Below are 24322 nucleotides of genomic sequence, written 5' to 3' on the forward strand. Positions count from 1 at the left end.
AAACTTCTCTATGCATGCAAGCTTGAATGCAATAATTCATTTTCCTGATTTAAGTAAAACTAGAGGCTTTTTTATCATAAAAAAAAGTATTCTATATTTACTTAAATATCAAAAAGTCATGAAATGATGCATAAAATTTCGATACTTACCACTATACTCATAACTATCGCTAGTTTTGCTCAAAATATTCCTGAAAAAATTAATGAAAGTGATTTTTCTATTGGAAAAACTGTTCAAATAAAGTCGGCTATTTTAAAAGAGGACAGAACACTAAATATTTATTTTCCTGCTAGCTACAACACCTATAATTCAAAAAAATATCCTATCATTTATTTACTTGACGGCTCTAAAAATGAGGATTTTATTCACATTGCTGGAATTGTGCAATTTGGTTCTTTTCCATGGATAAACATGCTCCCTGAAGCTATTGTTGTTGGTATTGGAAATGTAGATAGAAAAAGAGATTTCACTTACCCTTCAACCCTTGAAATTGATCAAAAAGAGTTTCCTTCCTCTGGAAAATCTAAACAGTTTATTCAGTTTCTACAAAAAGAACTGTTACCCTTTATTAATGCCAACTACAGAGTCACTAATAACAAAACACTAATCGGACAATCACTTGGAGGGCTTTTAGCTACAGAAGTTTTATTTAAAACTCCCAACCTTTTTAACAACTACATAATTGTAAGCCCTAGTCTTTGGTGGGATGCTGAAAAACTTTTGACCTTCACACCAGTAAAGTATACCACTAAGAAGAACATTTACATTGCAGTTGGTAAAGAAGGCCCAATTATGGAAAGAACTGCCAAAGAACTATACAACAAACTGCTTGATAAAGCAACTGAAAATTCAAAACTTCACTTTGATTTTTTAGAAGATAAAACTCATGGAGATGCTTTACATGAAGCTGTATACAATGCTTTTGAAAAAATATTTAAATCAGATATATAAACCATTTTAAATAACAAACTACCTTTTGTAAATTCTTCTTAAAGTTCAACAGGAACTCCATCTATGAAAACAATTATTCTCTATTATTCTTAAGATAGTAAAGCTTTTAAGTTTGTTGTTTAGAATATGTATACTACACTTACTCTCTAATAATATTAAAATTTCACAAAAGCTTGTGTACTAAAAAAGTCAAATTGACTTTTAAAAATCACTTTTTCAGTGAAAAATTGTCTTTTTGGTTTACAAAAACGCATCTATAAAATCAAATAAACTCAAAATAAACACCAATAAAACAAAATTCACTTTTATAAACACTAAAAAAAATTAAATTCATTTAATTTGTAGCAAATCTCAATAAACTATGTCATCAAAAAATAAACTAGAAAGTTTTACTAATACAGCTGAAGAATTTGTCTCTCCAGAGTACATTCGTAACCGCTTCTCTAAAATTATGTCTGATATGTACAAAAATGAGGTACCACTTTATGGTGAGTTACTTGATTTGGTTCATGATATCAATGATAATGTTCTTTCTGAGTCTAGAGAAATTGAAGAGCAGTTAGCACATACAGGAGAATTAACTCGACTAAATATGGAACGCCACGGAGCAATTCGTTTAGGTAAACCCTATGAGTTATTTACGATGAGACGTCTGTTTAAAGTAATGGGAATGTATTCTGTTGGCTACTACGATTTAGCCCCAGCTGGTGTTCCTGTTCATTCTACAGCATTTAGAGCTATTGAAAGTACCGCTCTTAACCAAGCTCCATTCAGAGTTTTTACCTCTTTATTACGTTTAGATTTAATTGATGATGTTGAACTTCGTAACAATGTTGAAACTATTTTAGAAAAACGTCAAATTTTTACAGAAAAAGTTTTACAACTCATTGATAAGTCTGAAAAAGAAGGAGGTTTAAATAAAGAAGATGCCGAAACCTTTGTTCAAGAAGCATTAGAAACTTTTCGTTGGCACGATACTGCTACTGTAGATTATGAAATGTATGAAGCTTTATTAAATCAACACAGATTAATTGCTGATGTAGTTGCTTTCAAAGGGCCTCACATCAACCACCTAACCCCTAGAACTTTAGATATAGACGAGGTGCAAATAAGTATGGAAACTCGTAATATTCCACCAAAAGATAATATAGAAGGACCTCCTGCAAGAAAATGCCCTATTCTATTACGCCAAACAAGTTTTAAAGCATTGACCGAAAAAGTAACTTTTAAAAACAATGCTGAAAAAGAAGAAATAGGCGAACACAAAGCTCGTTTTGGTGAGATTGAACAACGTGGTGCAGCGTTAACTCAAAAAGGACTTGACTTGTATCACGAGTTGTTAGGTAAAACACGTAAAGCTATTGGTGGATCACCAACTGCCGAAAACGCCTCAGAATACAATAAATTATTAGCAGAAAATTTTAAAGTTTTTCCTGATAACTATGAAGAGCTACACTCAAAAGAGTTGGCATATTTCCATTATTTCACTACCGATAAAGCAAAAACTTTATCTAAAGAAAAAGTGTATACAAAAGCAGATGTAAACCAATTATTAGAGGATGGCTATTTAAGCATAGAACCTATGGTTTACGAAGATTTCTTACCTGTAAGTGCAGCAGGAATTTTTGCTTCAAACTTAGGAACAGATGATGCTAAACGCGAATATGAAGGCACTTCAAATCAATCATTATTTGAAAAAGATTTAGGTGAACCTGTTTATAAGTTAACAAAATGGTATGAAGACATGCAAGATGAAAGCATACAAAACTGCTTAGCAGTAATAAATGCTTAAGCATAAAATAGAATATTGAAAAAGTGTAGCCGTATATTTGCATTATCGGCTACACTTTTTTTTCGTTAAAAACGATTGTTTATCTTGTAGCTTATATTAAGTTTATTCTAACAAAATTATTCTTTTGGAAAATCAATTTGATTATATAGACAAACAAATACTATCAAAATTACGTTTAGATGCTCGTAAAGCCTATTCGCAAATTGCGGAAGAGTTAAAAGTTTCCAATTCCTTAATTCATCAACGCATTAAAAAACTAACCGCTGAAGGTGTGATTAAAAATGCGGAGTTTGTTTTAGAAGAAAAAAGCTTAGGCTATAAAACCAAATCATACACAGGTATTCGATTGCGTGAAGCTCGCTTTGCTAAAGAAGTAATGTACGAGTTGGAAAAAATACCCGAAATAACCGAATGTAACTTTGTTTCTGGTTACTACGCTATTTTTATTTTAATATTTGCTAGAGACAACGAACATTTACAAAAAATACTATACGATAACGTACATTTAATTAAAGGAGTGGCAGGAACCGATACTTTTATATGTTTCGATACCTGTTTTAAGCGTCACATTCCAATAGAATAATTAACAACACTACCCACATTTTAGGTATTTAAGATAATGGTACAAACAACACAACTAGAAACGTTCAAAAAATCATTAACTGGCGAACTATTTTTTGACGACCTACATAAAAACATTTACGCAACCGATGCTTCAGTATATCGTAAAATCCCACTAGCAGTTGCCTATCCTAAGAACATACAGGATATTCAACTATTAATTGATTTTGCTACTAAAAATAACATCACCTTAATTCCGCGTACAGCAGGAACTTCATTAGCAGGACAGTGTGTGGGAGATGGAATTGTTGTAGACGTTTCTAAACACTTTACCAACATATTGGCTTTTGATGAAATTAACAAAACCATTACGGTAGAACCTGGAATTATTCGTGACGATTTAAACCGCTTCCTAAAACCATTCGGATTGTTTTTTGGACCGAATACCTCAACCTCTAACCGTTGTATGATTGGCGGAATGGTAGGTAACAACTCTTCAGGAAGTACTTCTATACGTTATGGAGTAACTCGTGATAAAGTCATTGCTATCCAAGGTTTGTTAAGTGATGGAAGTGAAGTTACTTTTTCTGAAATTACCTCAGCAGAATTCAACCAAAAGAAAATAGAAAATTCGTTAGAAGGAAATATCTATCGTGCTATTTATACAGAGCTTTCTCAAGAAGCTGTTCAGCAAGAAATAAAAAAAGAATTCCCAAAAGAAAGCATTCACCGAAGAAATACAGGATATGCTGTTGATGAATTTTTAACTTCCGATTTATTTGGCGGAACTAAACCAACTATCAATCCTGCTAAATTTTTATCAGGAAGTGAAGGAACCTTAGTATTTTCAACGGCTATTACGATTCAACTAGACGACTTACCTCCTACGCAAAGTATTATGGTATGTCCGCATTTTACTAGTGTAAACGAAAGCTTAAAAGCTACTGTTACTACCATGAAACACACACTCTATGCTTGTGAATTAATGGATAAAGTAATTTTAGATTGTACTAAAAACAACCGTGAACAAGCAAAGAATCGCTTCTTTTTACAAGGCGACCCTGAAGCAGTCTTAATGTTAGAAGTTTCTGCCGATACCATTGAAGAAGCAGAAATACTAGCCGATAAACTTATTGAAGATTTAAAAACAAACAATTTTGGGTACCACTACCCTAAAGTATATGGTGAAGACATCGCTAAAGTCCATCAACTACGAAAAGCCGGTTTAGGGTTATTAGGAAATATTGTTGGAGACGATAAAGCGGTAGCTTGTATTGAAGACACTGCTGTAGCCTTGGAAGATTTACCTACCTATATTGAGGAGTTTACTAAAATTATGGATAAATATCAGCAAAGAGCGGTGTATTATGCGCATGCAGGAGCTGGTGAGCTACACTTACGTCCTATTTTGAATTTAAAGAAACAGGAAGATGTTGTACTGTTTAGAAAAATAACTACTGAAACTGCTGAGTTAGTTAAGAAGTATCAAGGATCGTTTAGTGGTGAACATGGTGATGGTATTGTGCGTGCGGAGTTTATTCCGCTAATGATTGGTGACAACAACTACCAACTATTACGAAGAATAAAAAAGGCTTTCGATCCAAATAACGTATTCAACAAAGGAAAAATTACCAATGCTTTTCCGATGGATCAAAGTTTGCGTTATGAAGTTGACAGAAATGAACCTAATATTGAAACCATTCAAGATTTTTCAGATAGTGAAGGTATTTTAAAGTTGGCTGAAAAATGTAACGGTTCAGGTGATTGTCGTAAGTCTCCTGAAGCTGGCGGGACTTTATGTCCGAGTTATCGAGCAACTCGAAACGAAAAAGAAACTACCCGTGCTAGAGCCAATACACTTCGTGAAGTTTTAACTAACAATACTGCTAAAAACAAATTCGATTCTAAAGAATTAAAAGATATTTTAGACCTATGTTTGAGTTGTAAGGCTTGTGCTAGTGAATGTCCAAGTAATGTAGATATTGCTTCGATGAAAGCAGAATTCTTGTACCAATATCAAGAAACAAACGGATATTCTTTCCGTAGTAAGTTATTTGCTAACAATGCTAAATACAATAAATTAGGAAGTAAATTCCCTGCACTAACAAATTTCTTTACCAATACTACTCTAGCTAAAAAGGTTATGGGAGTTGCCACAGAGCGTTCTGTTCCTAAGTTAGCAAAACAACCTTTGAGTGCTTGGTTAAAAAAACATCAATCAATCAACTCAACAAAAACCATCTACTTATTCAATGATGAGTTTACAAACTATTACGATGCAGAAATTGGAAAAGACGCAGTTGTTATATTAGAAAAATTAGGATATGAAGTAAAAACTGTAAACCACGAGGAAAGTGGGCGTAGTTATATCTCAAAAGGATTTTTAAAAGAAGCTAAAGAAATTGCTAATAAAAACGTGGATACTTTTAAAGAATTAATTTCTGAAGAAACTCCATTAATTGGAATAGAACCTTCGGCTATTTTAACCTTTAGAGACGAGTACTTACGTTTAGCAGATGATAAGGTATCTGCCAAAAAACTTTCTGAAAATTGCTTTACTATTGAGGAGTTTTTAGCTGATGAACATGCTAGAGGTTCCATAGACACTACTAAATTTAGTAATGAAACAAAGGAACTTAAAATACATGGGCATTGTCATCAGAAAGCATTGTCTAGTACACACGCTTCTTTTTCTATATTAAATATTCCTAAGAACTATAAAGTAACAATTATGAATACAGGTTGTTGTGGTATGGCAGGCTCTTTTGGATATGAAAAAGAGCATTATAAAGTAAGTATGCAAGTGGGTGAAGATACATTGTTTCCTAAGGTTCGAAATTGTTCCGTTGATACAGAAATAGTTGCTGCTGGTACTAGTTGTCGTCATCAAATTTATGACGGGACAAAACGTTTAGCAAAACATCCCGTAACAATTTTAAGAGAAGCTTTACTATAAATAATTGATTTTCATATCATTATTTTGTACTTTTAAGACAATTAACTCTTAAAATGCACTATTATGACGAGCAATAAAATTATATTCAGCAATGCGTTGCTAATTTTTGCAGGCATTGTCGGCTTCTTTCTAGTTATGAAAATTTTTGGATTAGAAGATGTTTCCGAACTACGTTTCTTAAACTTTGCTTTCGTTCTTTATGGTATTAACAGAGCTATAAAAACCAATATTGTCAAAAACCATGAGTCGTTATATTTCAGCAATTTTTTATTAGGAATTGGAACCTCAATAATTGCTGTAGCCTTAACTATTTTGGGACTAATTATATATGTAGATTTTATTGATGCTGGTTTTATGACAATACTTGAACAATCTTCTTTTTGGGGTCAAAATTTAAGTTTACCACTAGTTGTATTTGCATTAGCCATTGAAGGGATTGCATCTTCTGTAATCTGTTCTTTTATTTTAATGCAATACTATAAAAATTATAAAGTTTCTAACACAATGGTTACTTAGGCTTTTGGTAAAAAAACCTCAGCCATCATACAGCGAGCACTTCCACCGCCACAGGTTTCTATAGTTTCTAGAGAGCTGTGTACTATTTTGCAATGCTTTTCTATAACTTTAATTTGATTTGGGTTTAATGAATTAAAGGCGGAAGAACTCATAACCAAGTATTGCTCATCATTCGTTCCTTTAACTTGTAGCATATTTCCTGCAAACTGTGTTACTTGTTGTTCTGATATGGCAATAACTTCTTTTCCATCCGACTTCAAATGCTTTAATACGTTTTTCTTTTCTTTTTTATCATCTATCGAATCTAAACACGCTACCGCAAAAGTTTCTGCAACACACATCATCACGTTCGTATGATAAATAGCTTCTCTCCTTCCTTCAACTGTTTGATTCGCTGTAAAAATTACAGGTGTGTATTCAAAATCTTCACAAAATTCAATAAATAATTCTTCATCAGCACGAGGAGACAAAGCACAATAGGCTTTTCTATTATGCCTATCTAAAATCATACTCCCAGTTCCTTCTAAAAAAATTCCTTCCTCTTCTGCTTCTGAATAGTCTACAACATTTTCAATTACAAAACCTTTCTCTTCTAGTATTTCCAATACGTCTTCTCTACGCTCAAAACGTCTATTTTCTGCGAACATCGGATAAATAGCTACATCTCCATTTTCGTGAAAAGAAATCCAGTTATTTGGAAATAATGCATCGGGTGTATTAGGCTCTTTAGTATCTTCAACAACTATTACAGTAACTCCTACAGCTCGTAATTTTTCTACAAAAGCATCAAATTCTTCTTGTGCTTTAGCATTAACTGATGCAGGTAACATTCCCGATAATTCTTGCTGGTAATAATTATTTACTGCTGTTTGCTCATTCATCCTAAAGCTTGCAGGACGAACCATTACTATTGTATTTGTTGTTTGTTGCATACTGCGAATGTAATAAGATTTTGACTTTTTATTACAGTAAAAGAGAACAACTAAATTTTAATTATGTTATGTTAATTTATCCTATTTTTTCTCTGATTTGTCCTATCACAACCACCTTCTCACATTTTACTTTTGTCTGAAAAACAACATGAATCATTTATTTCAAACAATTTTAGTAGGTATTGGTGCTACAGCAACCATGGATGTTTACTCTATCATTTTAAATTACTTTGGTATCAAAACTCTTGATTACAAATTTCTGGGTCGTTGGATTGGTTATTTTTTTGACGGTAAATTTTCTCATCATACAATATTTACCGCTCCTTCCATAAAACATGAGCACCTAATTGGTTGGGTTGCACACTATACTATAGGAATTGTATTTGCTTTTCTCTTAGTCTTTATTTTTGGTAAAAAATGGCTTGAACACCCTACACTTTTACCAGCTTTAATTATAGGAATTGTAACAGTGGTAGCACCTTTCTTTTTCATGCAACCTGCATTTGGATTGGGAATTGCCGCTTCTAACACTCCTGATCCAATCAAAGCAAGAATAATGAGTTTAATAACACATACCGTATTTGGTTTTGGATTATTTTTAAGTGCTAAAATTTTAAGTTCCTTAATTAAGTAATTAAGCTTAGTTTATTAGATGTAACATTTTATCTCTTATACAACAAAACCACTAATACTATTAGTTATTAGTGGTTTTGTTTTTTACATACGTAAGTTTATTTTTCACTAATTACATTGGCTAAATAATTAGCATCTTTTACTACACCTCCTAAAGTAGCAGAACCACGAGTATACATCCAAGGTAAGCCTATAAAATATAACCCTTCAATATTACTCACTCCTCTATAATTTTTGGGATAATTATCTGCATCTAACTCCAAGCCTTCTATCCACTTAAAGTTTGGACGATATCCTGTAGCCCAAATAATATTTTTTATTGATGTTACTTTCTTATTTTCAAAAACAACTTCATTATCTAAAGCATCCTTGGTTCTTCCTACTGTAACTACATTTTCACGAGATAGAATTTCTTTTACATCCGTGCCAATTACAGGCTGTAAAGAAGTGCTTATTTTTTTCCCTATCCAACTATATTTGTTAAATTTTAAAAATCCAATTAAAGTAAACCACCACCATAGAGTTTTTCCTAAAAACTGCTGGGGTAAGGTTTTTACTTTAGTATCTCCCGAAAAATAAACTGTATTTGATTTCTTATCCTTAGATAGCTCATCTAGAATTTGATACCCTGAATCTCCTCCTCCAACAACTAAAACATCACCTTCTTGCAACTGCTCACTATTTTTATAGTAATTACTATGCATTTGCAACACTTTCTCTGACAATTTTGTATGACATGGTGGCGTATAAGGTATGTGGAATGGTCCCGTTGCTACAATTACATTTTTTGCTACAATTTCTCCCTCATTATATAATGCATGAAATCCTTTTACTGATTTTTTAATAGAAATTATCAACGTATTCAGTTGTACTGGGATGTCAAACTTCTTCACATACGATTTAAAGTAATTGCTAACCTCATACTTGGAAGGATAATGACCTTTTGGCGCGTTAAACTTTAAACCTGGCAAGTGATTATATTCAGTTGGTGTAAATAGTCTTAAAGAGTCCCATCTATTGAGCCAAGAGGCTCCAATTTCTTCTTCTCCATCTACTACTATAAAACTTTTTTCCATCTTTTTTAAGTGGTAAGCCATGGATAAGCCTGCTTGCGCACCACCAATAATCACAAAATCTAACATCTAAAATCATTTTCATTAAGGGCTCAAATATAGATACTTTAAACAAGCACGTCAAACTTTTCTTGGAACTACATTTTCTTTAAAAATCAAAAAAGAAAGTTACAGAGGTTTACATAAATATTATTTGTAATAATATGTAAGAAATTAATTCTAGAGAGCATAAATTTGCAAAAATTGAAGTTTTAAGAAAATGAGAATACTTACCCTTGTTGTTTTACTACTTAGCTTTTCATCATGTAAGAAGGCTCAGAAAGAAAACAACACCCCTGAAAAGAAAGCTGAAGTAAAAATAAAAGTAGTTACCCCTAACAAGAGCCTAAAAACAATTGACACTACTTTAATTGTGTTAGACTCTACCACAAACTTAATTTGGATGAAGAACGATTTTAGTGCCATTGAAAAAAGGTTTTTAAATAAGTGGGACGAAGTATTTGAATGGCAAGAAAAAATGAATTCTCATAACTATGCAGGATTTAATGATTGGAGAGTTCCCAACATAAAAGAATATCGTTCTATCAATAAAAATGAAAAAGATAGAATTAATTATAAACAATTATTTACAGAGATTGACTCTACTTTCTTTTGGGGAAAAGGAGCTTACGCTTTTTGGAGTTCTACAACACCTAATAAAAATACTGCTAGCTACATGAGTTTTAAAGAAGGATTTGCTGTATCTGGTAATAGAGAAAAAATTACAACCTATACAAAAGAACATAGAGGAAAATCGTTTGGTATAAGCGTGCGATTGGTTAGAAATAACAACGAAGTAAAAAATTTACAATGATTATTAGAAAAGCTACCCAAAAAGACGCTAAAGAAATTGCTTTTTGCATGCTCTTGGCAATGGAAGACATCATTTATACATTTATTGGAGAAAATTCTACAGAAAAAGCACTTACTTTTTTAGAATCATTAATTATTCAAAAAAGCAATCAGTACTCTTACGAAAACTGTTGGGTTATAGAAAGTGACAATAAAGTCATTGCTGCAGCTAACTTATATGATGGTGCCGACTTAAAACAACTTAAAAAACCAGTAGCTTTATTACTAAAAACTAGGTTTAATCAAGAACTAACATACGAAGACGAAACCCAGTCTGGAGAATATTATATTGATTGTATTGGTGTAAATCCTAGCTACCAAGGTAAAGGTATTGGCTCTAAAATATTAACCTTTTTAATTGATGAGTACGTTCATAAAAAGAAGAAGACCTTAGGGCTTTTAGTTGATAAGGAAAACCCTAACGCTAAGAAACTTTACTTGAAACTTGGTTTTAAAATTGTTGGAGAAAAAAGATTAGCTGGTAAGACAATGGAACATTTACAAATACACTAACTTTATTAAGAAAATTATAACAAACTACACTCCGTTTATTTTATAAGTTTACGTTGTGATAAAATTTAATAAAATACCAAATACTTCTTCGCTATTTCCTATAGTAGGTCTAGTTATTTTATTATTTTTTTCTCCCTGTAAAGTTAGAAACTTTATACAAGCAGAACTTAATCTTCCGCTAACCGAAGTTTCAAATAAAAGTCAAACCTCCACAAGTAACCTTAGTTGTTATAGTAGTGAGATTACTGATATTTCTCTACTACAAACAATACCTTCTGTTAAAGTTTTTCCTGTTTTTATAAATAGAGATTTTAACACCTCTTTTCTGTTTCTTGAAACTTCCCCAAATAAAATAAGGACTGGCTATCAAAAAAAGAGACATGTAGTATCTTCAGTTCCTCTTTATATTTTATTTAAGAACTTTAAAGGCCACCTTTAGTCCTCCCTCTTCTTAAGAATTACAAATAAAAATAATAACCTACATAGATACTTACTTATGTAGCTATCGCTTGTACTATAAACTACGGATAGTATAAGTTTTAATATAAAAACATAATGATTAACAACAATATAAAAAACGATTCAGGGCTTTTGGCTCTGGCAATACGGTTAGTTATTGGTTGGACCTACTTCTCTGCTTTTTGGAGAAGGACAATTTTAGCCAATAAACTCGACCCTGAAGTAGCAGGATACATTGGAGAAAAATTCAACCATTTTCTTCCTAATGCATTGGGTATTAAACCTCTTATTCAATACTTAGTTGAAAATCCAGATATACTATGGTTAAACATGGTAATATTTACCATTATTGAAGGAATTGTAGGACTATTTATCATCTTTGGTTTATTTACCAGAATAATGAGTATTGGTGTATTTGGTCTCGCTATGGGTATTCTTTTGGGCTCTGGTTGGATAGGAACAACATGCCTTGATGAATGGCAAATTGGTGTACTTGGAATCGCAACAGGATATGTACTCTTTTTAACAGGAAGCGGTAAATACTCACTAGACAACTACTTTATAAAAAACAACTTTTCCTTCACCAAAAAGAAATGGTTTGCATGGTTAGGATCAGGAATCTTACCGATTAAAAACAACATTTTCCCAAGATTTGTTTTAATAGGATCCTTAGCTATTTTAGGAATGACTTTATTCACCAACCAAGTATTTCATGGTGGTGTTTGGGGAACACTTCATAACAAATCGGTTAAACCTAAAATAGAAATAACAGAAGGTAAGATTAATAACGATACACTTTCTTTCAACCTTTTTAGAACAGAAGGTGTTGATGTATATGGATCGTGGATTATCGCTATCGAGTTATTTGATCAAAATGGTAATATTGTTATTCAGTATTCTCAAAAAGACTTATCTTCTTTAACTAATGAAAACATCTCAAATTATTATGTTGCTAAAATAAAACCGGGTAAACATAGCTTGGTTGTTCCTTTAGGTGCTAAAGCTAAAATGATTTTCAAAAATCAAGTTTTTTCAAATATTTCTAACGGAACATACACCGTAAAAATAACAGACATTAGTGGTGCCTTTTGGACACATCAAATAACTAAATAAACCAAAAACGCAATAGTGATTGTTTAACCACTATTGCGTTTTCTATTTCAAAATATAATTTATTGTAGTCTTCTCAATAAACTTTATTCTAATCCTTCCATTTCAGCGTCATAAAATACCCCTGCAGCCTCAATTAAGCCCTCTAACTCATTAGCTAAATCTTGTTCGTTTTCGTTAGACAAGTCTTCAAACCACTCAATTTCATCATCTTTTAAATTGATTAAAAAACGAGGATACTCTGTATGTAAAACAAAGATATCTTCTGGGTGATTGCTATTATCTGCTAATAAAAATTTAGGTAAGTTCATTATGTTTTGTTTTAATCAATTGTAAAGTTAATTTATTAAATCGTATAAAAAGTAAAATTGATGCTGTTGTTAACCCTGCAAGCAAACCTAACCAAATACCAAAGCTTCCATACATCTCTTCTGAACCGAAGAAAAAACTAATAGGAAAACCTACTACCCAATACGATATAAAAGTGATGAATGTAGGTATTTTTACATCTTGTAAGCCACGTAAAGCTCCTAACATTACAACTTGTATACTATCACTAATTTGAAAAATTGCCGCAGCTATTAGTAAGTTTGCTGCTATACTCATTACTTCCATATTATCTGCATAATTTTCAGCATCGCTTAAATCAACATATAAATTTGGCAATGATTTATGAAAGACAAAGAAGAAAGTAGCAAATACAACCGCTAATATAGTTCCCAAGAAAAAGATTGAAAATGCTATTCTTCGTAATTCTTTATAGTTTTTTAATCCTTTTTGATTTCCCACCCTAATCATAGAAGCAACGCTTAATCCTGTTGCTACCATAAACGTCATAGAAGATAAATTCAATGCTATTTGGTTCGCTGCCTGTGGATTTTTTCCCAACAATCCACTCAACCAAATTGCTGCCGTAAAAATGGCCACTTCAAAAAACATTTGCATAGCACTTGGTGTACCTAAATTTATGATTTTTCGAATCATCAAAGTATCTAACACAAAAAACTTGATATTAGTAACCAAACGTTTTGAACGTTCCTTTTTACTTAACAACCACCATAAATACGCTACCATTACAAACCTTGATAGTAACGTTCCGTATGCAGCTCCTACAATACCTAATTGAGGAAAACCAAACTTACCGTAAATAAGTAAGTAATTCAGTAATACATTTAACACATTAGCAATCAATGTTGCATACATAGGGTAGCGTGTCATTGACATTCCATCACTAAACTGTTTTAATGCCTGGAAAACAATCATAGGAATCAACGAAAAAGCTACCAAATCTAAATATGGAATTGCCAACTCAACCACTTCTATAGGTTGTTTCATTAAATACATTAATGGTTTCGAAAAGAAAACTACCAAAAACAACATAATTCCCATCATAGTACACAAGAAAAGCCCATGCTTAAAAGTAGATTTTGCTTCTGCAAAATTATTAGAAGAATCAGCTTCGGCAATTAAAGGAGTTATTGCGGTAGAAAAACCAATACCTAACGACATGGCAATAAACATAAAACTATTACCTAATGAAACCGCTGCTAGCTCAGCAGTTCCTAGTTGGCCTACCATTATGTTATCTATAAAACTCACAAAAGTATGCCCTAACATACCTAGCATTACTGGAGCAGCCAGTTTTAAATTATATTTAAACTCTGATGTATATTGTTTGATGTTCAATTTAGTTCACTTTTCAGCTTGCAAAAATACAACTGTTATCTAAAATAATGTAGGGTTATAACAAAATAAAAACCGCTTAAAAAAGCGGCTTCTATAACATCAAAATAATTACACTTTATTCTCGTACTTACGATTTAGGTAATAAAACACTATTAATTACATGAATTACTCCATTAGATTGATTTACATCTGCAATAGTAACCTTTGCTTTTCCCCCATTCGCGTCAGATATGTAAACATTTTTCCCTTTAATCCATGCAGTGATTTTACCACCACTAACGGTTTCTATAGCAACTTTACCTCCTTTGTCTTTTATCATTTTTACTAATTCGTTTGCACTCCATTTACCAGCAACAACGTGGTATTTTAAAATAGCTTGTAATTTCATTTTGTTTTCTGGTTTCAATAATGATTCAACTACTCCTTCTGGAAGCTTATCAAAAGCCTTGTTTACAGGAGCAAAAACTGTAAAAGGGCCTTTACTTGATAAAACATCTACCAAATCTGCTGCTTTTACAGCAGCCACCAATGTTGTATGATCTTTAGAATTTACAGCATTTTGTACAATGTTTTTTGATGGATACATTTCTGCGCCCCCAACCATTTTTGTTTTTTCTTGTGCCGTAATACTATAGCTGGTAAATAAAGCGGCTGCTAAAACGGTTACTTTTAAAAAGTTTAAGATTTTCATAAATAATGATTTTTTAAATTAATATTTCTATTTAATCATACCTACGAAAAAGATTGTCTTCTGGTTTTACAAGAAATTAAAATCCTAAGGAAAACTTAGAATATTCTTATAAGTTATTTAATTATTCTTATTTTTGATTTTCCTAAAACACATATAAAATGGCTTCAATAACTCTAAAAGGTAACACAATAGAAACAATAGGTAACTTACCTGAAACTGGAACTAAAGCAATTGATTTTTCGTTAGTTGCAACTGATTTATCTGTTAAAAATTTAGGTGACTTTAGTGGCTCTAAATTAATTTTAAATATTTTCCCAAGTGTCGATACAGGTACTTGTGCTACATCAGTTAGAGAATTCAACAAAAAAGCAGCCAATTTAGAAAATACTAAAGTTTTATGTATTTCTAGAGACTTACCTTTTGCCCAAGGTCGTTTTTGTGGTGCTGAAGGCATTGAAAATGTAGTAATGTTATCTGATTTTGCTGCTGGTAGATTCGGTAAAGACTATGGATTAGAAATTGTTACAGGACCTTTAGCTGGTTTACATTCTCGTTCTATTGTTATCATTGATGAAAATGGTAATATAACCTATACAGAACAAGTAAACGAAACTGTAGACGAACCTAATTATGAAGCTGCATTAAAAGCTCTTTAAAAACATATGAAGAACCCGAATGACGGCTTTTTAAAAGGACGCATACGTAGTATTAAATTTGCAGTAAAAGGAATGTGGTTGTTAATAACTACAGAAGATAGCATAAAAGCTCAACTTACATTTGCTTTAATTGCTACCATCTTCGGATTTTACTTTAATATATCTGCAACAGAATGGATGATTCAAACTTTAGCGATTGGTATTGTTTTAGTGGCCGAAGCTTTAAATACAGCTATTGAAAAAGTAGCTGATTTTATTCATCCTGATTATCATAAAAAAATAGGCTTTATTAAAGATATTGCTGCAGGTGCTCCTGCATTTGCTGCAACAATATCTTTAATTATAGCTGGGATAATTTACCTTCCTAAAATAATAGCTATATTGTAGCGTTCAATTTATTTCTAACAAAAATACATGGCAAAAAAGAAGACAACTGTTCAAAAAAAACAGCCAAAAAAATCTATTATTAAAAGGATTAAAACCTTTTTTTCTAACAGACAAAATCAAACTATTCTTGGTTTTTTTCTGCTACTGTTTTCTATATTTTTAACCGTTGCTTTTATTTCTTTTTTCTTCTCTTGGCAAGAAGATCAAAGCACATTAAATCAATTTGCTGACAGAACGATTCCTGCCAAAAACTTACTAGGAAAAATAGGCGCCAAACTAAGCAACTTTCTTGTATATAAAGGTTTTGGTTTAGGAGCCTTCATAATACCTCTAACGTTATTTTTAACGGGAGCTAGAATTTTACTACAAACCAATTTAAAAAGAATTATCACTTCTTGGAATTGGGCTATTCTTATTATGCTTTGGTTTGCAACAGCTCTTGGTTTTGTTGAAAAAAAGCATGCACTATTGTCTGGTGTTATTGGTTTTGAATTGAATGAATACTTACAAACTTTCTTAGGTAAAACAGGGCTGGCTATTTTACTCATTTTCTTTTTAGTTGCTTATTTAATCATCCGCTTTAGTATTACTCCTGAAGCAATTAGCGAAAAAGTAAAAGTTAATAAAGAGAAAAAAGCTAATGCTATAAAAAACACTCCAAAAGTTAACAGAGACGACTCTACTATTGTAAATGATGCTGATGTTAACACCAATTCTGAAGTTTCTAAAACTGAAGAAATTAAAAAAGATAAATCAAACTTTGAATTATCTCTAGAAAATTTACAACCAACTATTTCTAACTATTCTGGTGTTGATGAAACTTCAAATAACGAAAAGAGAGAAGAGATTTCTTTAGATATTACTCAAACTAACGAGCCTATAATAGATATATCAGAAGACAGTAAAAAAGAAGTAGAAGTTGCTATTGAAAAAATTGCAGAAGAAAAGAGTGTTTCTGAAAACTTATCTGATCAATTACTCAAAGATTTTGGTGAATTTGACCCTACCCTAGAATTAGGAAATTTTAAATTTCCTTCTTTTAATTTACTAAAAGAATATAATGAAAGCATTTCTGTTGACCCTACTGAACTTGAGGCTAAGAAAAATCAAATTGTAGAAACTTTAAAAAACTACAAAATTGGTATTGCACAAATAAAAGCAACCGTTGGTCCAACCATTACCTTATATGAAATTGTGCCTGAAGCAGGAGTTCGTATTTCAAAAATTAAAAACTTAGAAGACGATATTGCCTTATCTCTTTCAGCTTTAGGGATACGTATCATCGCTCCTATTCCTGGAAAAGGAACTATTGGTATAGAAGTACCAAATAAAAAAGCAACTATCGTGTCTATGCATTCGGTAATCTCTTCAAAGAAATTCCAAGAATCACCAATGCAACTTCCTATTGCTTTAGGTAAAACTATTTCAAACGAAACTTTTGTTATCGATTTAGCTAAAATGCCTCACTTACTTATGGCAGGTGCTACAGGACAAGGTAAATCGGTAGGATTAAATGCTATTTTAACATCACTTCTATATAAAAAACACCCAGCTGAAGTAAAGTTTGTATTAGTTGATCCTAAAAAAGTAGAATTAACACTATTCAATAAAATAGAGCGTCATTACTTAGCGAAATTACCAGATGATTCTGATGCTATTATTACAGATACTACCAAAGTAGTTAACACTTTAAACTCTTTATGTATTGAAATGGATAATCGTTACGACTTGCTTAAAAATGCAATGGTTCGTAATATTAAAGAATACAACGCTAAGTTTAAGGCTCGTAAACTAAACCCTGAAAACGGACATCGCTTTTTACCTTACATTGTATTGGTAATTGACGAATTTGCTGATTTGATTATGACCGCTGGAAAAGAAGTAGAAACCCCTATTGCTCGTTTAGCTCAATTAGCACGTGCTATAGGTATTCATTTAATTGTAGCAACACAGCGTCCTTCCGTTAATGTAATTACAGGTATTATAAAAGCAAACTTCCCTTCTAGAATTGCTTTTAGAGTAACTTCAAAAATTGACTCGAGAACTATTTTAGATGCTCCAGGAGCAGACCAATTAATTGGTCGAGGTGATTTATTGTATTCTGGAGGAAATGATATTACTCGAATTCAGTGTGCTTTTGTAGATACTCCTGAAGTAGAAAAAATCACTGATTTTATTGGCTCTCAACGTGCATATCCAGAAGCTTATTTACTTCCAGAATATGTTGGTGAAGAAGGTGGCACAAATCTTGATGTTGATATTGCGGACAGAGACAAACTGTTCAAAGAAGCAGCTGAAGTTATTGTTACTGCTCAACAAGGTTCGGCATCGTTATTGCAACGTAAATTGAAGTTAGGTTACAACCGTGCAGGTAGATTGATAGATCAATTAGAAGCTGCTGGTATTGTAGGACCTTTTGAAGGTAGTAAAGCACGACAAGTACTTGTACCAGATTTAATTGCCTTAGAGCAATTGTTAGAGAGTGAAAAGAATTAATAATTATAAACTATTCCGAAAGTGGAAATAAGAAAGACGATGAAAAAAATAGGATTATTATTTATTGGATTATGTATTAGCATTAGTGCTATGGGACAAACAAATTCTTCTGAAGCAAAAAAATTGCTAGACGAAGTTTCAAATAAAATGGGTACCTACAGAAACATGGTTATCGGTTTTAACTCTTCTTTAATAAATAGAGAAGCTGGTATTACCAACGACCCACCAATTAGAGGTAAAATTACCCTATCTGGTGAAAAATACAACTTAGATTACCTTGGAAATACTTTTATTTTTGATGGAAAAAAATTAGTTGTTATTAACCAAGACGAAAAAGAAGTTAGCATTAACAACGGTAATTTAGATGAAGAAGACGGTTTTATTTACCCTTCTAAATTATTAACTTTTTACAAAGAGGGTTATAATTATCAAATGGGAGCTTTAAAGAACAGTAACGGACGTAAAGTTCAATATATAGACCTTACTCCTATTGACAGTAATTCTGATATTGTAAAAGTTAAATTAGGTATTGATGCTAAAACAAAGCACATCTACAAATTAACACAAATAGGTTCTAACGGTGCTGAAACTACCTTTACTATTACTAAGTTTAAAAGTAACCAACCTATATCTGCTCAACTTTTTTCTTTCGATAGAACTAAGTACGCTAAGCAAGGATACTATATCGATTAAAAAATTACATAAAAGTTTTGTTACTGGTTTACTAAAAAAATCATTAACAAAACTTTTGTGTTTATATGCCACTAACCTACTACCTTTGCATCTGTGAAAACATTAGACAGATATATATTAAAAAGCTTCTTAGTTCCTTTTTTAGCAACCTTCTTTATCATTTTATTTGTACTGGTAATGCAAGCGCTATGGTTAGCTTTTGATAATTTTGCGGGGAAAGGTATTAGTATAGGAATTATTTTAAAATTCTTATGGTACACCACCCTCATTGTAGCACCTCAAGCCTTACCTATAGGTGTTTTACTGTCTTCTATTATGACACTGGGTAGTTTATCTGAAAACTACGAGTTTGCAGCCGCAAAATCTGCAGGTGTTTCCTTACAACGTATGGTACGCCCTATTGTTTTCTTAGCTATCTTTTTAAGTGGTATCAACTTTTTGTTTCTTAATTATGTATACCCATACGCAATGCTTAAGCAATTGAACATGAAGGTAAACATTAAAAAGAAGCAACCTGCCATTGCTTTAGTTGCTGGAAGTTTTAATACTGAGATACCTAACTTTCAAATAAAATTTAAAGAAAAATATGGTGAAGACGACAACCTTTTAAAAGAAGTAATGATTTACGACTTATCTTCAAAAAAAGGAAACAATAAAATTATTACCGCAAAAAGTGGTGAAATCCTTTCAGAAGAAGGCAGTCGTTATATGACTTTAGTTTTAAAAGATGGTTACTACTTTGAACATCATTTAAAAAACGGAGCTTCCTTTAAAGAGCGAGAAAAAATGCCTGCTTCCTATGCTGATTTTGAAAAGTACACCATTAATATTGATATTTCTTCATTTAGCAATGACGACTTAGAAGAAGAGAAATATAAAACAAACTACAACATGTTAAGTTTGGCTCAATTAAAAGATACTTTACCAACTTTGAAACAAAGTTATGATGCTTTTGTTCATAGTAGAGCCAAAAACTTATTTTTAAGTATTGATGTAGAAGACTTACATCAGTATCCTGATTCATTGATTAACAAAGACCTTTCGCTAAATATTCTTGAAAACTTTGAATTAAAAGAAAAACGAAGTATTCTCTCTGTAGCTACTTCTAAATTAGAGCGTACAATAAACAATAACAAGTCTAACAAAGACACCCTAAAAAACAAGCGAAAGTATTTAAACCTATACGACATTGAATTTTACAACCGTGTAGCCTTTTCACTTTCTTGTTTATTACTCTTCTTTATTGGAGCGCCTTTAGGTTCCATTATAAGAAAAGGAGGAATGGGATTGCCTATGATTTTGGCTATAGGTATTTATGTTTTATACTTCTTCTCCAACACTTTTGGAAGAAACTTAGCAGAAGAAAGCTCACTTACAGCCATTACTGGATCTTGGCTAAGTGTATTTTTAATGCTACCTTTGGCTATAACTTTAACTGTTAGGGCTACCAAAGACAAAGGACTATTTGATATTAATAGTTTTTTTGCTCCAATACGAAACTCTGTAAAAAACTTATTCTCTAAAAAGAGAAAACCACAACATAATGACAACACAAACTCCAATTAATATTCAATTAAACACAATTGAAGAAGCTATAGAAGACATTAAAAACGGTAAAGTTATTATCGTAGTTGATGATGAAGATCGTGAAAATGAAGGTGATTTTTTAGCTGCTGCTGAAAAAATCACTCCCGAAATGATCAACTTTATGGCAACCCATGGTCGTGGATTAATATGTACCCCATTAACTGAAACTCGTTGTAAAGAGTTAGAATTAGGAATGATGGTTAGTAACAACACAGACCCTATGGAGACTGCTTTTACCGTATCTGTAGATTTACGTGGTAATGGTGTTACTACTGGTATTTCTGCTTCAGATAGAGCTAAAACTGTTCAAGCTTTAATAAACCCAGATACTAAACCTTTTGATTTAGCTAGACCAGGACACATCTTCCCTTTAAAAGCTAAAAATGGAGGTGTATTACGTAGAACTGGACATACTGAAGCCGCTATTGATTTTGCTCGTTTGGCTGGTTTAGAACCTGCAGGAGTTATCGTTGAAATCATGAATGAAGACGGTACCATGGCACGTTTACCTCAACTAATGAAAGTTGCTAAAAAATTCGATTTAAAAATTGTTTCTATTGAAGATTTAGTAGCTTATAGAATGGAACACGATTCATTAATTGAAAAGAAAGAAGATTTTAATGTTCAAACCCGTTTTGGCGATTTCCGTTTACGTGCATACCAACAAACTACCAATAACCAAGTACATATTGCTTTGACTAAAGGTACATGGAGCAAAAACGAACCTATTTTAACTCGTGTAAACTCTACTTTGGTAAACAACGATATATTAGGAACTTTAACTAACAACGCTGATAAAAAGCTCGACCAAATGTTTAAGGTTATTAATGATGAAGGTAGAGGCGCTATCTTGTTTATAAATCAGCAAATGCAAGCATTGAACTTATTAAACAGACTTCGTATTTTAAAAGAAAACCAAGCTAAAGGAGAAATGAAAGCTCCTAATGTAGTTATGGACAATAAAGATTTTGGTATTGGTGCTCAAATTTTGCACGATTTACACATTCATAAACTACGTTTAGTTTCTAACACCAAACAAACCAAACGTGTAGGTATGATTGGTTACGGACTAGAAATTGTTGATTACGTAAATTACTAATCAAAAAATAATATAAAACAAAAATCCCGAGTTTGTTAACTCGGGATTTTTGTTTTATATAACTATCAGTAATTACAGTCTTCTTTTTCAACCTTACTAATTAACTAACATTTTTCTACAACAAATAGTTTGTTTAAAAACACTTCTATTAGGCAATGAATGTTACTCCCCTTACCCAAGGAGTATCGTTCCCCTTACTATAGGGGTGCCACTCCCCTTATACAGGAAAAGACATCCCAATTAGGCTTGGGGTATTGCCCGATGATAATTAAACATCTTTTATGTTTATTTTTTTATATTTGACTCAATAAAAATTGCTATAGACTTCTTCCTATTTGTTATTAAAGAATATAATAGTAATTTTTATTATGCTCATATGTTAGTTGTATACATTGAGAATTAAAAGTGAAAAGAAAATTTAATCAAAATAAAAATATGTTAGAAATATTAGCAATAGTCTTTTTAGGTAAAAAAATAGCTGAATTAGCAGAAGAAAAAGGAGAAAACCCTAAAAAGTGGAAAGGTATAATGATTGGCTCTTGGTTTGGAGCAGAAATTTTGGGAATTGTAATATTTGCCTCTACAGTAGGAATAGGTGATGATACTATTTTTCCTGCTGCAATTACAGGTATAGTTTGTGGATTGGCTAGTTATTTTATTGTTAGAAGCATGCTATCTTCAAAACCTAAAACTCCTCTAAAAGAATTATCATAAAGAATAGTAGTAATACCTTACTCAGCATTTAACCTAAATCGTTAGCTGACTAGATACAACTGTCTTATAAAATTGAGATGTTGCATAGTATCCAAAAAGACTCTATGCAACATACATCAATAGTACTACAATGACTTTCTACTCCACAGGAATACAAATATCTACGATGCATTTACCTTCTGGGTGTTCATTAGGGTTGTTATAAAAAATCTCATACGGGTCTTGGTCAGCTTTTTTGAAACCATGTTCACTCATCCACACAAAACTACTTTCCCATGCCTGTTGAAATTCTGACGGAGTAATTTCTAAACGAGATACTATACATTTTGCTTCAGGTATTTCTTTTACACTTACTTCTCCTTCAGTTTTTACCTCTGAATTTAAAGTTAAACAAACACTCATTATTATTTTGTCTTCATCAGTAATTTTAGGACTGTCGTGATATACCGTTAACATTCTTAAGTTCTCCTGCTGCATTAACCCTTTAGGATAAGCCCACTTCATTAATTTATGGTAAGCATTTTCTACTGCATCCATTTTTCCTTGATGTGTTAAGTAAGCCACTTTTAAAGTTGGCATTTTTTTTACTTCAGTTTTAGCTTTCATTTGCATCCATTTTAAGTTTGTATCTATGTTACAAATGTATTGTTCAAACTGTGTTTCTATTTTTCCATTCTTGCTTTCTGTTTTACAAATCTTGCTATATTTAGATGGGCTTTCTTTTTTAAATTCAGCAGGACTCATTCCGTAAAACTTTTTAAAAGTCCTTGAAAATGATGATAGGGTTACAAAACCAACTATTTCGGATACTTCTGTTACCGTTTTATTCTTTTTATTTAGTAAAAAAGAAGCTGCCTTTTCTACTCTTTTTCTAGTAATAAAATCATTTACTGTTTCTTTAGTTACGGCTTTAAAAAGTCTATGAAAATGATATGGAGAGAAATAGGCCTTTTCTGCTATTTCTTCTAAAACAAGTTTTTTATCCAAATTTCCTTCAATAAAATCAATAGCATTACTTATCCGTACGACTGTTTTATTAGGTATTTTTTCAGATGATTTCATAGACTACTCTTTATTTGCAAACATAACTTAATGGCAAACTCTTCTTCCTTGTACATCTCATGAGTTTTCTGTGGAATTATATTATGACTTACTTTCATATTTTTAAGCCAGTTATCATTTGGTTTGTAGTTATCTTCTTCTCCAAAATAAAGTATTGCTTCGGCTTTTGGCTTTTCAGTTTCATAACGTAATCTTGTTGATGAAATAGCATAAAGTTTTTTAACATCTAAACCTTTTAAACAGGCTTTCCAAGCTATGGTTCCTCCTATACTAAAAGCTAAAACCGTAAGTTGTCCATTTTCTAACTCTATTAAGTTTTTAACTGCCTTTTCTACTCCACCGTTTAGAAAAAAACTATGGCGTTCTTCTTCTGATAAATCTTCGTTCGGCATTTCAGCTAACTCACAACTACTATAAAATGTAATCTTAAAATAACTAGACAACATATCTACATACAAAGAAACCCAACTAGCATCTTCAGCTCCCCATAGATCTGATAAAATTATTAGCCTATTTTTCATGTGCTGCTATTCTTTTTTTGCAAGACTAAAAATACAAAGCCACCAGCAAAATATAAAACAACATCTAATATATCTGCTGTATATCTTACATAATATTTAGGCAATATAAACTCAAATAATATGGAATATAATACACATATATAAAATACTACACCTAAAGAAACTTGATAACTCTTATTGTTTCTACTCCATTGTAAAACAAAGAGGCATATTGTTAATACTATAGGTATTATTAAAAAATCGTTCACATAATTATTAATGAAAGAAGGAAGTTTTATACCAAGCTTTTGTGCGGTATAAATAAGACTTCCTATAATTATCGAAACTATAAAATAATATGTAA

23 protein-coding genes are annotated in these 24322 nt (G+C 31.9%); 16 read left to right on the forward strand and 7 right to left on the reverse strand.

The features are described 5' to 3' along the window. Nucleotides 1–123 precede the first annotated feature (123 nt). From D6T69_RS12140 to D6T69_RS12160, 5 genes are all read left to right on the forward strand, one after another. Nucleotides 124–951 (forward strand): alpha/beta hydrolase, encoded by an 828-nt coding sequence (locus D6T69_RS12140; RefSeq protein WP_240628308.1) that lies wholly within the window; start codon nt 124–126, stop codon nt 949–951. Nucleotides 952–1312: 361 nt separating this feature from the next. Continuing rightward, nucleotides 1313–2743 (forward strand): 2-oxoadipate dioxygenase/decarboxylase HglS, encoded by a 1431-nt coding sequence (hglS, locus tag D6T69_RS12145; RefSeq protein WP_125067975.1) that lies wholly within the window; start codon nt 1313–1315, stop codon nt 2741–2743. Nucleotides 2744–2867: 124 nt separating this feature from the next. Further along, nucleotides 2868–3326 (forward strand): Lrp/AsnC family transcriptional regulator, encoded by a 459-nt coding sequence (locus tag D6T69_RS12150; protein WP_240628309.1) that lies wholly within the window; start codon nt 2868–2870, stop codon nt 3324–3326. Between the two features lie 36 nt (nt 3327–3362). After that, on the forward strand, nt 3363–6260 hold the full coding sequence (locus tag D6T69_RS12155; protein WP_125067977.1) for an FAD-binding and (Fe-S)-binding domain-containing protein: 2898 nt from the start codon (nt 3363–3365) through the stop codon (nt 6258–6260). A 63-nt stretch (nt 6261–6323) separates the two neighbouring features. Beyond that, nucleotides 6324–6776 carry a hypothetical protein gene (locus D6T69_RS12160; RefSeq protein ID WP_125067978.1) on the forward strand — a complete coding sequence of 151 codons (453 nt, stop codon included), beginning with the start codon at nt 6324–6326 and terminating at the stop codon, nt 6774–6776. Here the strand turns inward: D6T69_RS12160 and ctlX are convergent. Further along, on the reverse strand, nt 6773–7708 hold the full coding sequence (ctlX, locus tag D6T69_RS12165) for a citrulline utilization hydrolase CtlX (RefSeq protein WP_125067979.1): 936 nt from the start codon (nt 7706–7708) through the stop codon (nt 6773–6775). The two genes, D6T69_RS12160 and ctlX, sit on opposite strands and share 4 nt — an antisense overlap. Nucleotides 7709–7856: 148 nt before the next feature. Between ctlX and D6T69_RS12170 the strand changes: the two genes are divergently transcribed. Next, nucleotides 7857–8342: a DUF2938 domain-containing protein gene (locus D6T69_RS12170; RefSeq protein WP_125067980.1), complete on the forward strand. Its 486-nt coding sequence runs from the start codon at nt 7857–7859 to the stop codon at nt 8340–8342. A gap of 97 nt (nt 8343–8439) precedes the next feature. Here the strand turns inward: D6T69_RS12170 and D6T69_RS12175 are convergent, their stop codons facing one another. Further along, nucleotides 8440–9483, reverse strand: coding sequence for a flavin-containing monooxygenase (locus tag D6T69_RS12175; protein ID WP_125067981.1), 1044 nt, complete (start codon nt 9481–9483; stop codon nt 8440–8442). A 190-nt stretch (nt 9484–9673) separates the two neighbouring features. Here D6T69_RS12175 and D6T69_RS12180 point away from each other — a divergent pair, with 190 nt between their 5' ends. The 3 genes from D6T69_RS12180 (at nt 9674) to D6T69_RS12190 (ending at nt 12390) form a co-directional block, all read left to right on the forward strand. Beyond that, the gene (locus D6T69_RS12180) at nt 9674–10267 is read left to right on the forward strand and encodes an Lcl C-terminal domain-containing protein (RefSeq protein WP_125067982.1); all 594 of its coding nucleotides are present in this window, start codon (nt 9674–9676) and stop codon (nt 10265–10267) included. Beyond that, complete coding sequence (locus D6T69_RS12185; RefSeq protein WP_125067983.1) at nt 10264–10818, forward strand: GNAT family N-acetyltransferase; 555 nt, start codon at nt 10264–10266, stop codon at nt 10816–10818. Before D6T69_RS12180 ends, D6T69_RS12185 begins: the two co-directional genes overlap by 4 nt. 555 nt (nt 10819–11373) lie before the next feature. Then, on the forward strand, nt 11374–12390 hold the full coding sequence (locus D6T69_RS12190; RefSeq protein ID WP_125067984.1) for a TQO small subunit DoxD: 1017 nt from the start codon (nt 11374–11376) through the stop codon (nt 12388–12390). Nucleotides 12391–12473: 83 nt separating this feature from the next. Here D6T69_RS12190 and D6T69_RS12195 read toward each other — a convergent pair whose 3' ends face one another. The 3 genes from D6T69_RS12195 to D6T69_RS12205 form a co-directional block, all read right to left on the reverse strand. After that, a complete protein-coding gene (locus D6T69_RS12195; protein WP_125067985.1) occupies nt 12474–12698 on the reverse strand; it encodes a hypothetical protein in 225 nt (74 codons plus the stop codon). Beyond that, a complete protein-coding gene (locus D6T69_RS12200; protein ID WP_125067986.1) occupies nt 12685–14073 on the reverse strand; it encodes an MATE family efflux transporter in 1389 nt (462 codons plus the stop codon). The genes D6T69_RS12195 and D6T69_RS12200 overlap by 14 nt, the downstream gene beginning before the upstream one ends. 127 nt (nt 14074–14200) lie before the next feature. Continuing rightward, nucleotides 14201–14764 carry a fasciclin domain-containing protein gene (locus D6T69_RS12205; RefSeq protein ID WP_125067987.1) on the reverse strand — a complete coding sequence of 188 codons (564 nt, stop codon included), beginning with the start codon at nt 14762–14764 and terminating at the stop codon, nt 14201–14203. A 158-nt stretch (nt 14765–14922) separates the two neighbouring features. On the opposite strand from D6T69_RS12205, the gene tpx reads away from it, so the two are divergent. The 7 genes from tpx (at nt 14923) to D6T69_RS12240 (ending at nt 22396) form a co-directional block, all read left to right on the forward strand. Continuing rightward, the gene (gene tpx / locus D6T69_RS12210; RefSeq protein WP_125067988.1) at nt 14923–15420 is read left to right on the forward strand and encodes a thiol peroxidase; all 498 of its coding nucleotides are present in this window, start codon (nt 14923–14925) and stop codon (nt 15418–15420) included. 6 nt (nt 15421–15426) lie between these two features. Then, entirely contained in the window at nt 15427–15807 is a 381-nt protein-coding gene (locus D6T69_RS12215; RefSeq protein ID WP_125067989.1) for a diacylglycerol kinase family protein, read from the forward strand. Nucleotides 15808–15834: 27 nt separating this feature from the next. Beyond that, nucleotides 15835–18303, forward strand: coding sequence for a DNA translocase FtsK (locus tag D6T69_RS12220; protein WP_125067990.1), 2469 nt, complete (start codon nt 15835–15837; stop codon nt 18301–18303). Between the two features lie 39 nt (nt 18304–18342). Then, nucleotides 18343–18996, forward strand: coding sequence for a LolA family protein (locus tag D6T69_RS12225; RefSeq protein WP_125067991.1), 654 nt, complete (start codon nt 18343–18345; stop codon nt 18994–18996). A 93-nt stretch (nt 18997–19089) separates the two neighbouring features. Further along, on the forward strand, nt 19090–20562 hold the full coding sequence (locus D6T69_RS12230) for an LptF/LptG family permease (RefSeq protein ID WP_125067992.1): 1473 nt from the start codon (nt 19090–19092) through the stop codon (nt 20560–20562). After that, complete coding sequence (gene ribB, locus D6T69_RS12235) at nt 20540–21682, forward strand: 3,4-dihydroxy-2-butanone-4-phosphate synthase (protein WP_125067993.1); 1143 nt, start codon at nt 20540–20542, stop codon at nt 21680–21682. Before D6T69_RS12230 ends, ribB begins: the two co-directional genes overlap by 23 nt. Before the next feature lie 405 nt (nt 21683–22087). Next, on the forward strand, nt 22088–22396 hold the full coding sequence (locus D6T69_RS12240; protein ID WP_206197815.1) for a hypothetical protein: 309 nt from the start codon (nt 22088–22090) through the stop codon (nt 22394–22396). A gap of 138 nt (nt 22397–22534) precedes the next feature. Here D6T69_RS12240 and D6T69_RS12245 read toward each other — a convergent pair whose 3' ends face one another. Then, a complete protein-coding gene (locus D6T69_RS12245; RefSeq protein ID WP_125067995.1) occupies nt 22535–23458 on the reverse strand; it encodes an AraC family transcriptional regulator in 924 nt (307 codons plus the stop codon). Then, on the reverse strand, nt 23455–23979 hold the full coding sequence (locus D6T69_RS12250) for an alpha/beta hydrolase (protein WP_125067996.1): 525 nt from the start codon (nt 23977–23979) through the stop codon (nt 23455–23457). The genes D6T69_RS12245 and D6T69_RS12250 overlap by 4 nt, the downstream gene beginning before the upstream one ends. Between the last annotated feature and the right edge of the window lie 343 nt (nt 23980–24322).

It is taken from the genome of Tenacibaculum singaporense, assembly GCF_003867015.1.
Taxonomy (GTDB): Bacteria; Bacteroidota; Bacteroidia; order Flavobacteriales; family Flavobacteriaceae; genus Polaribacter; species Polaribacter singaporensis.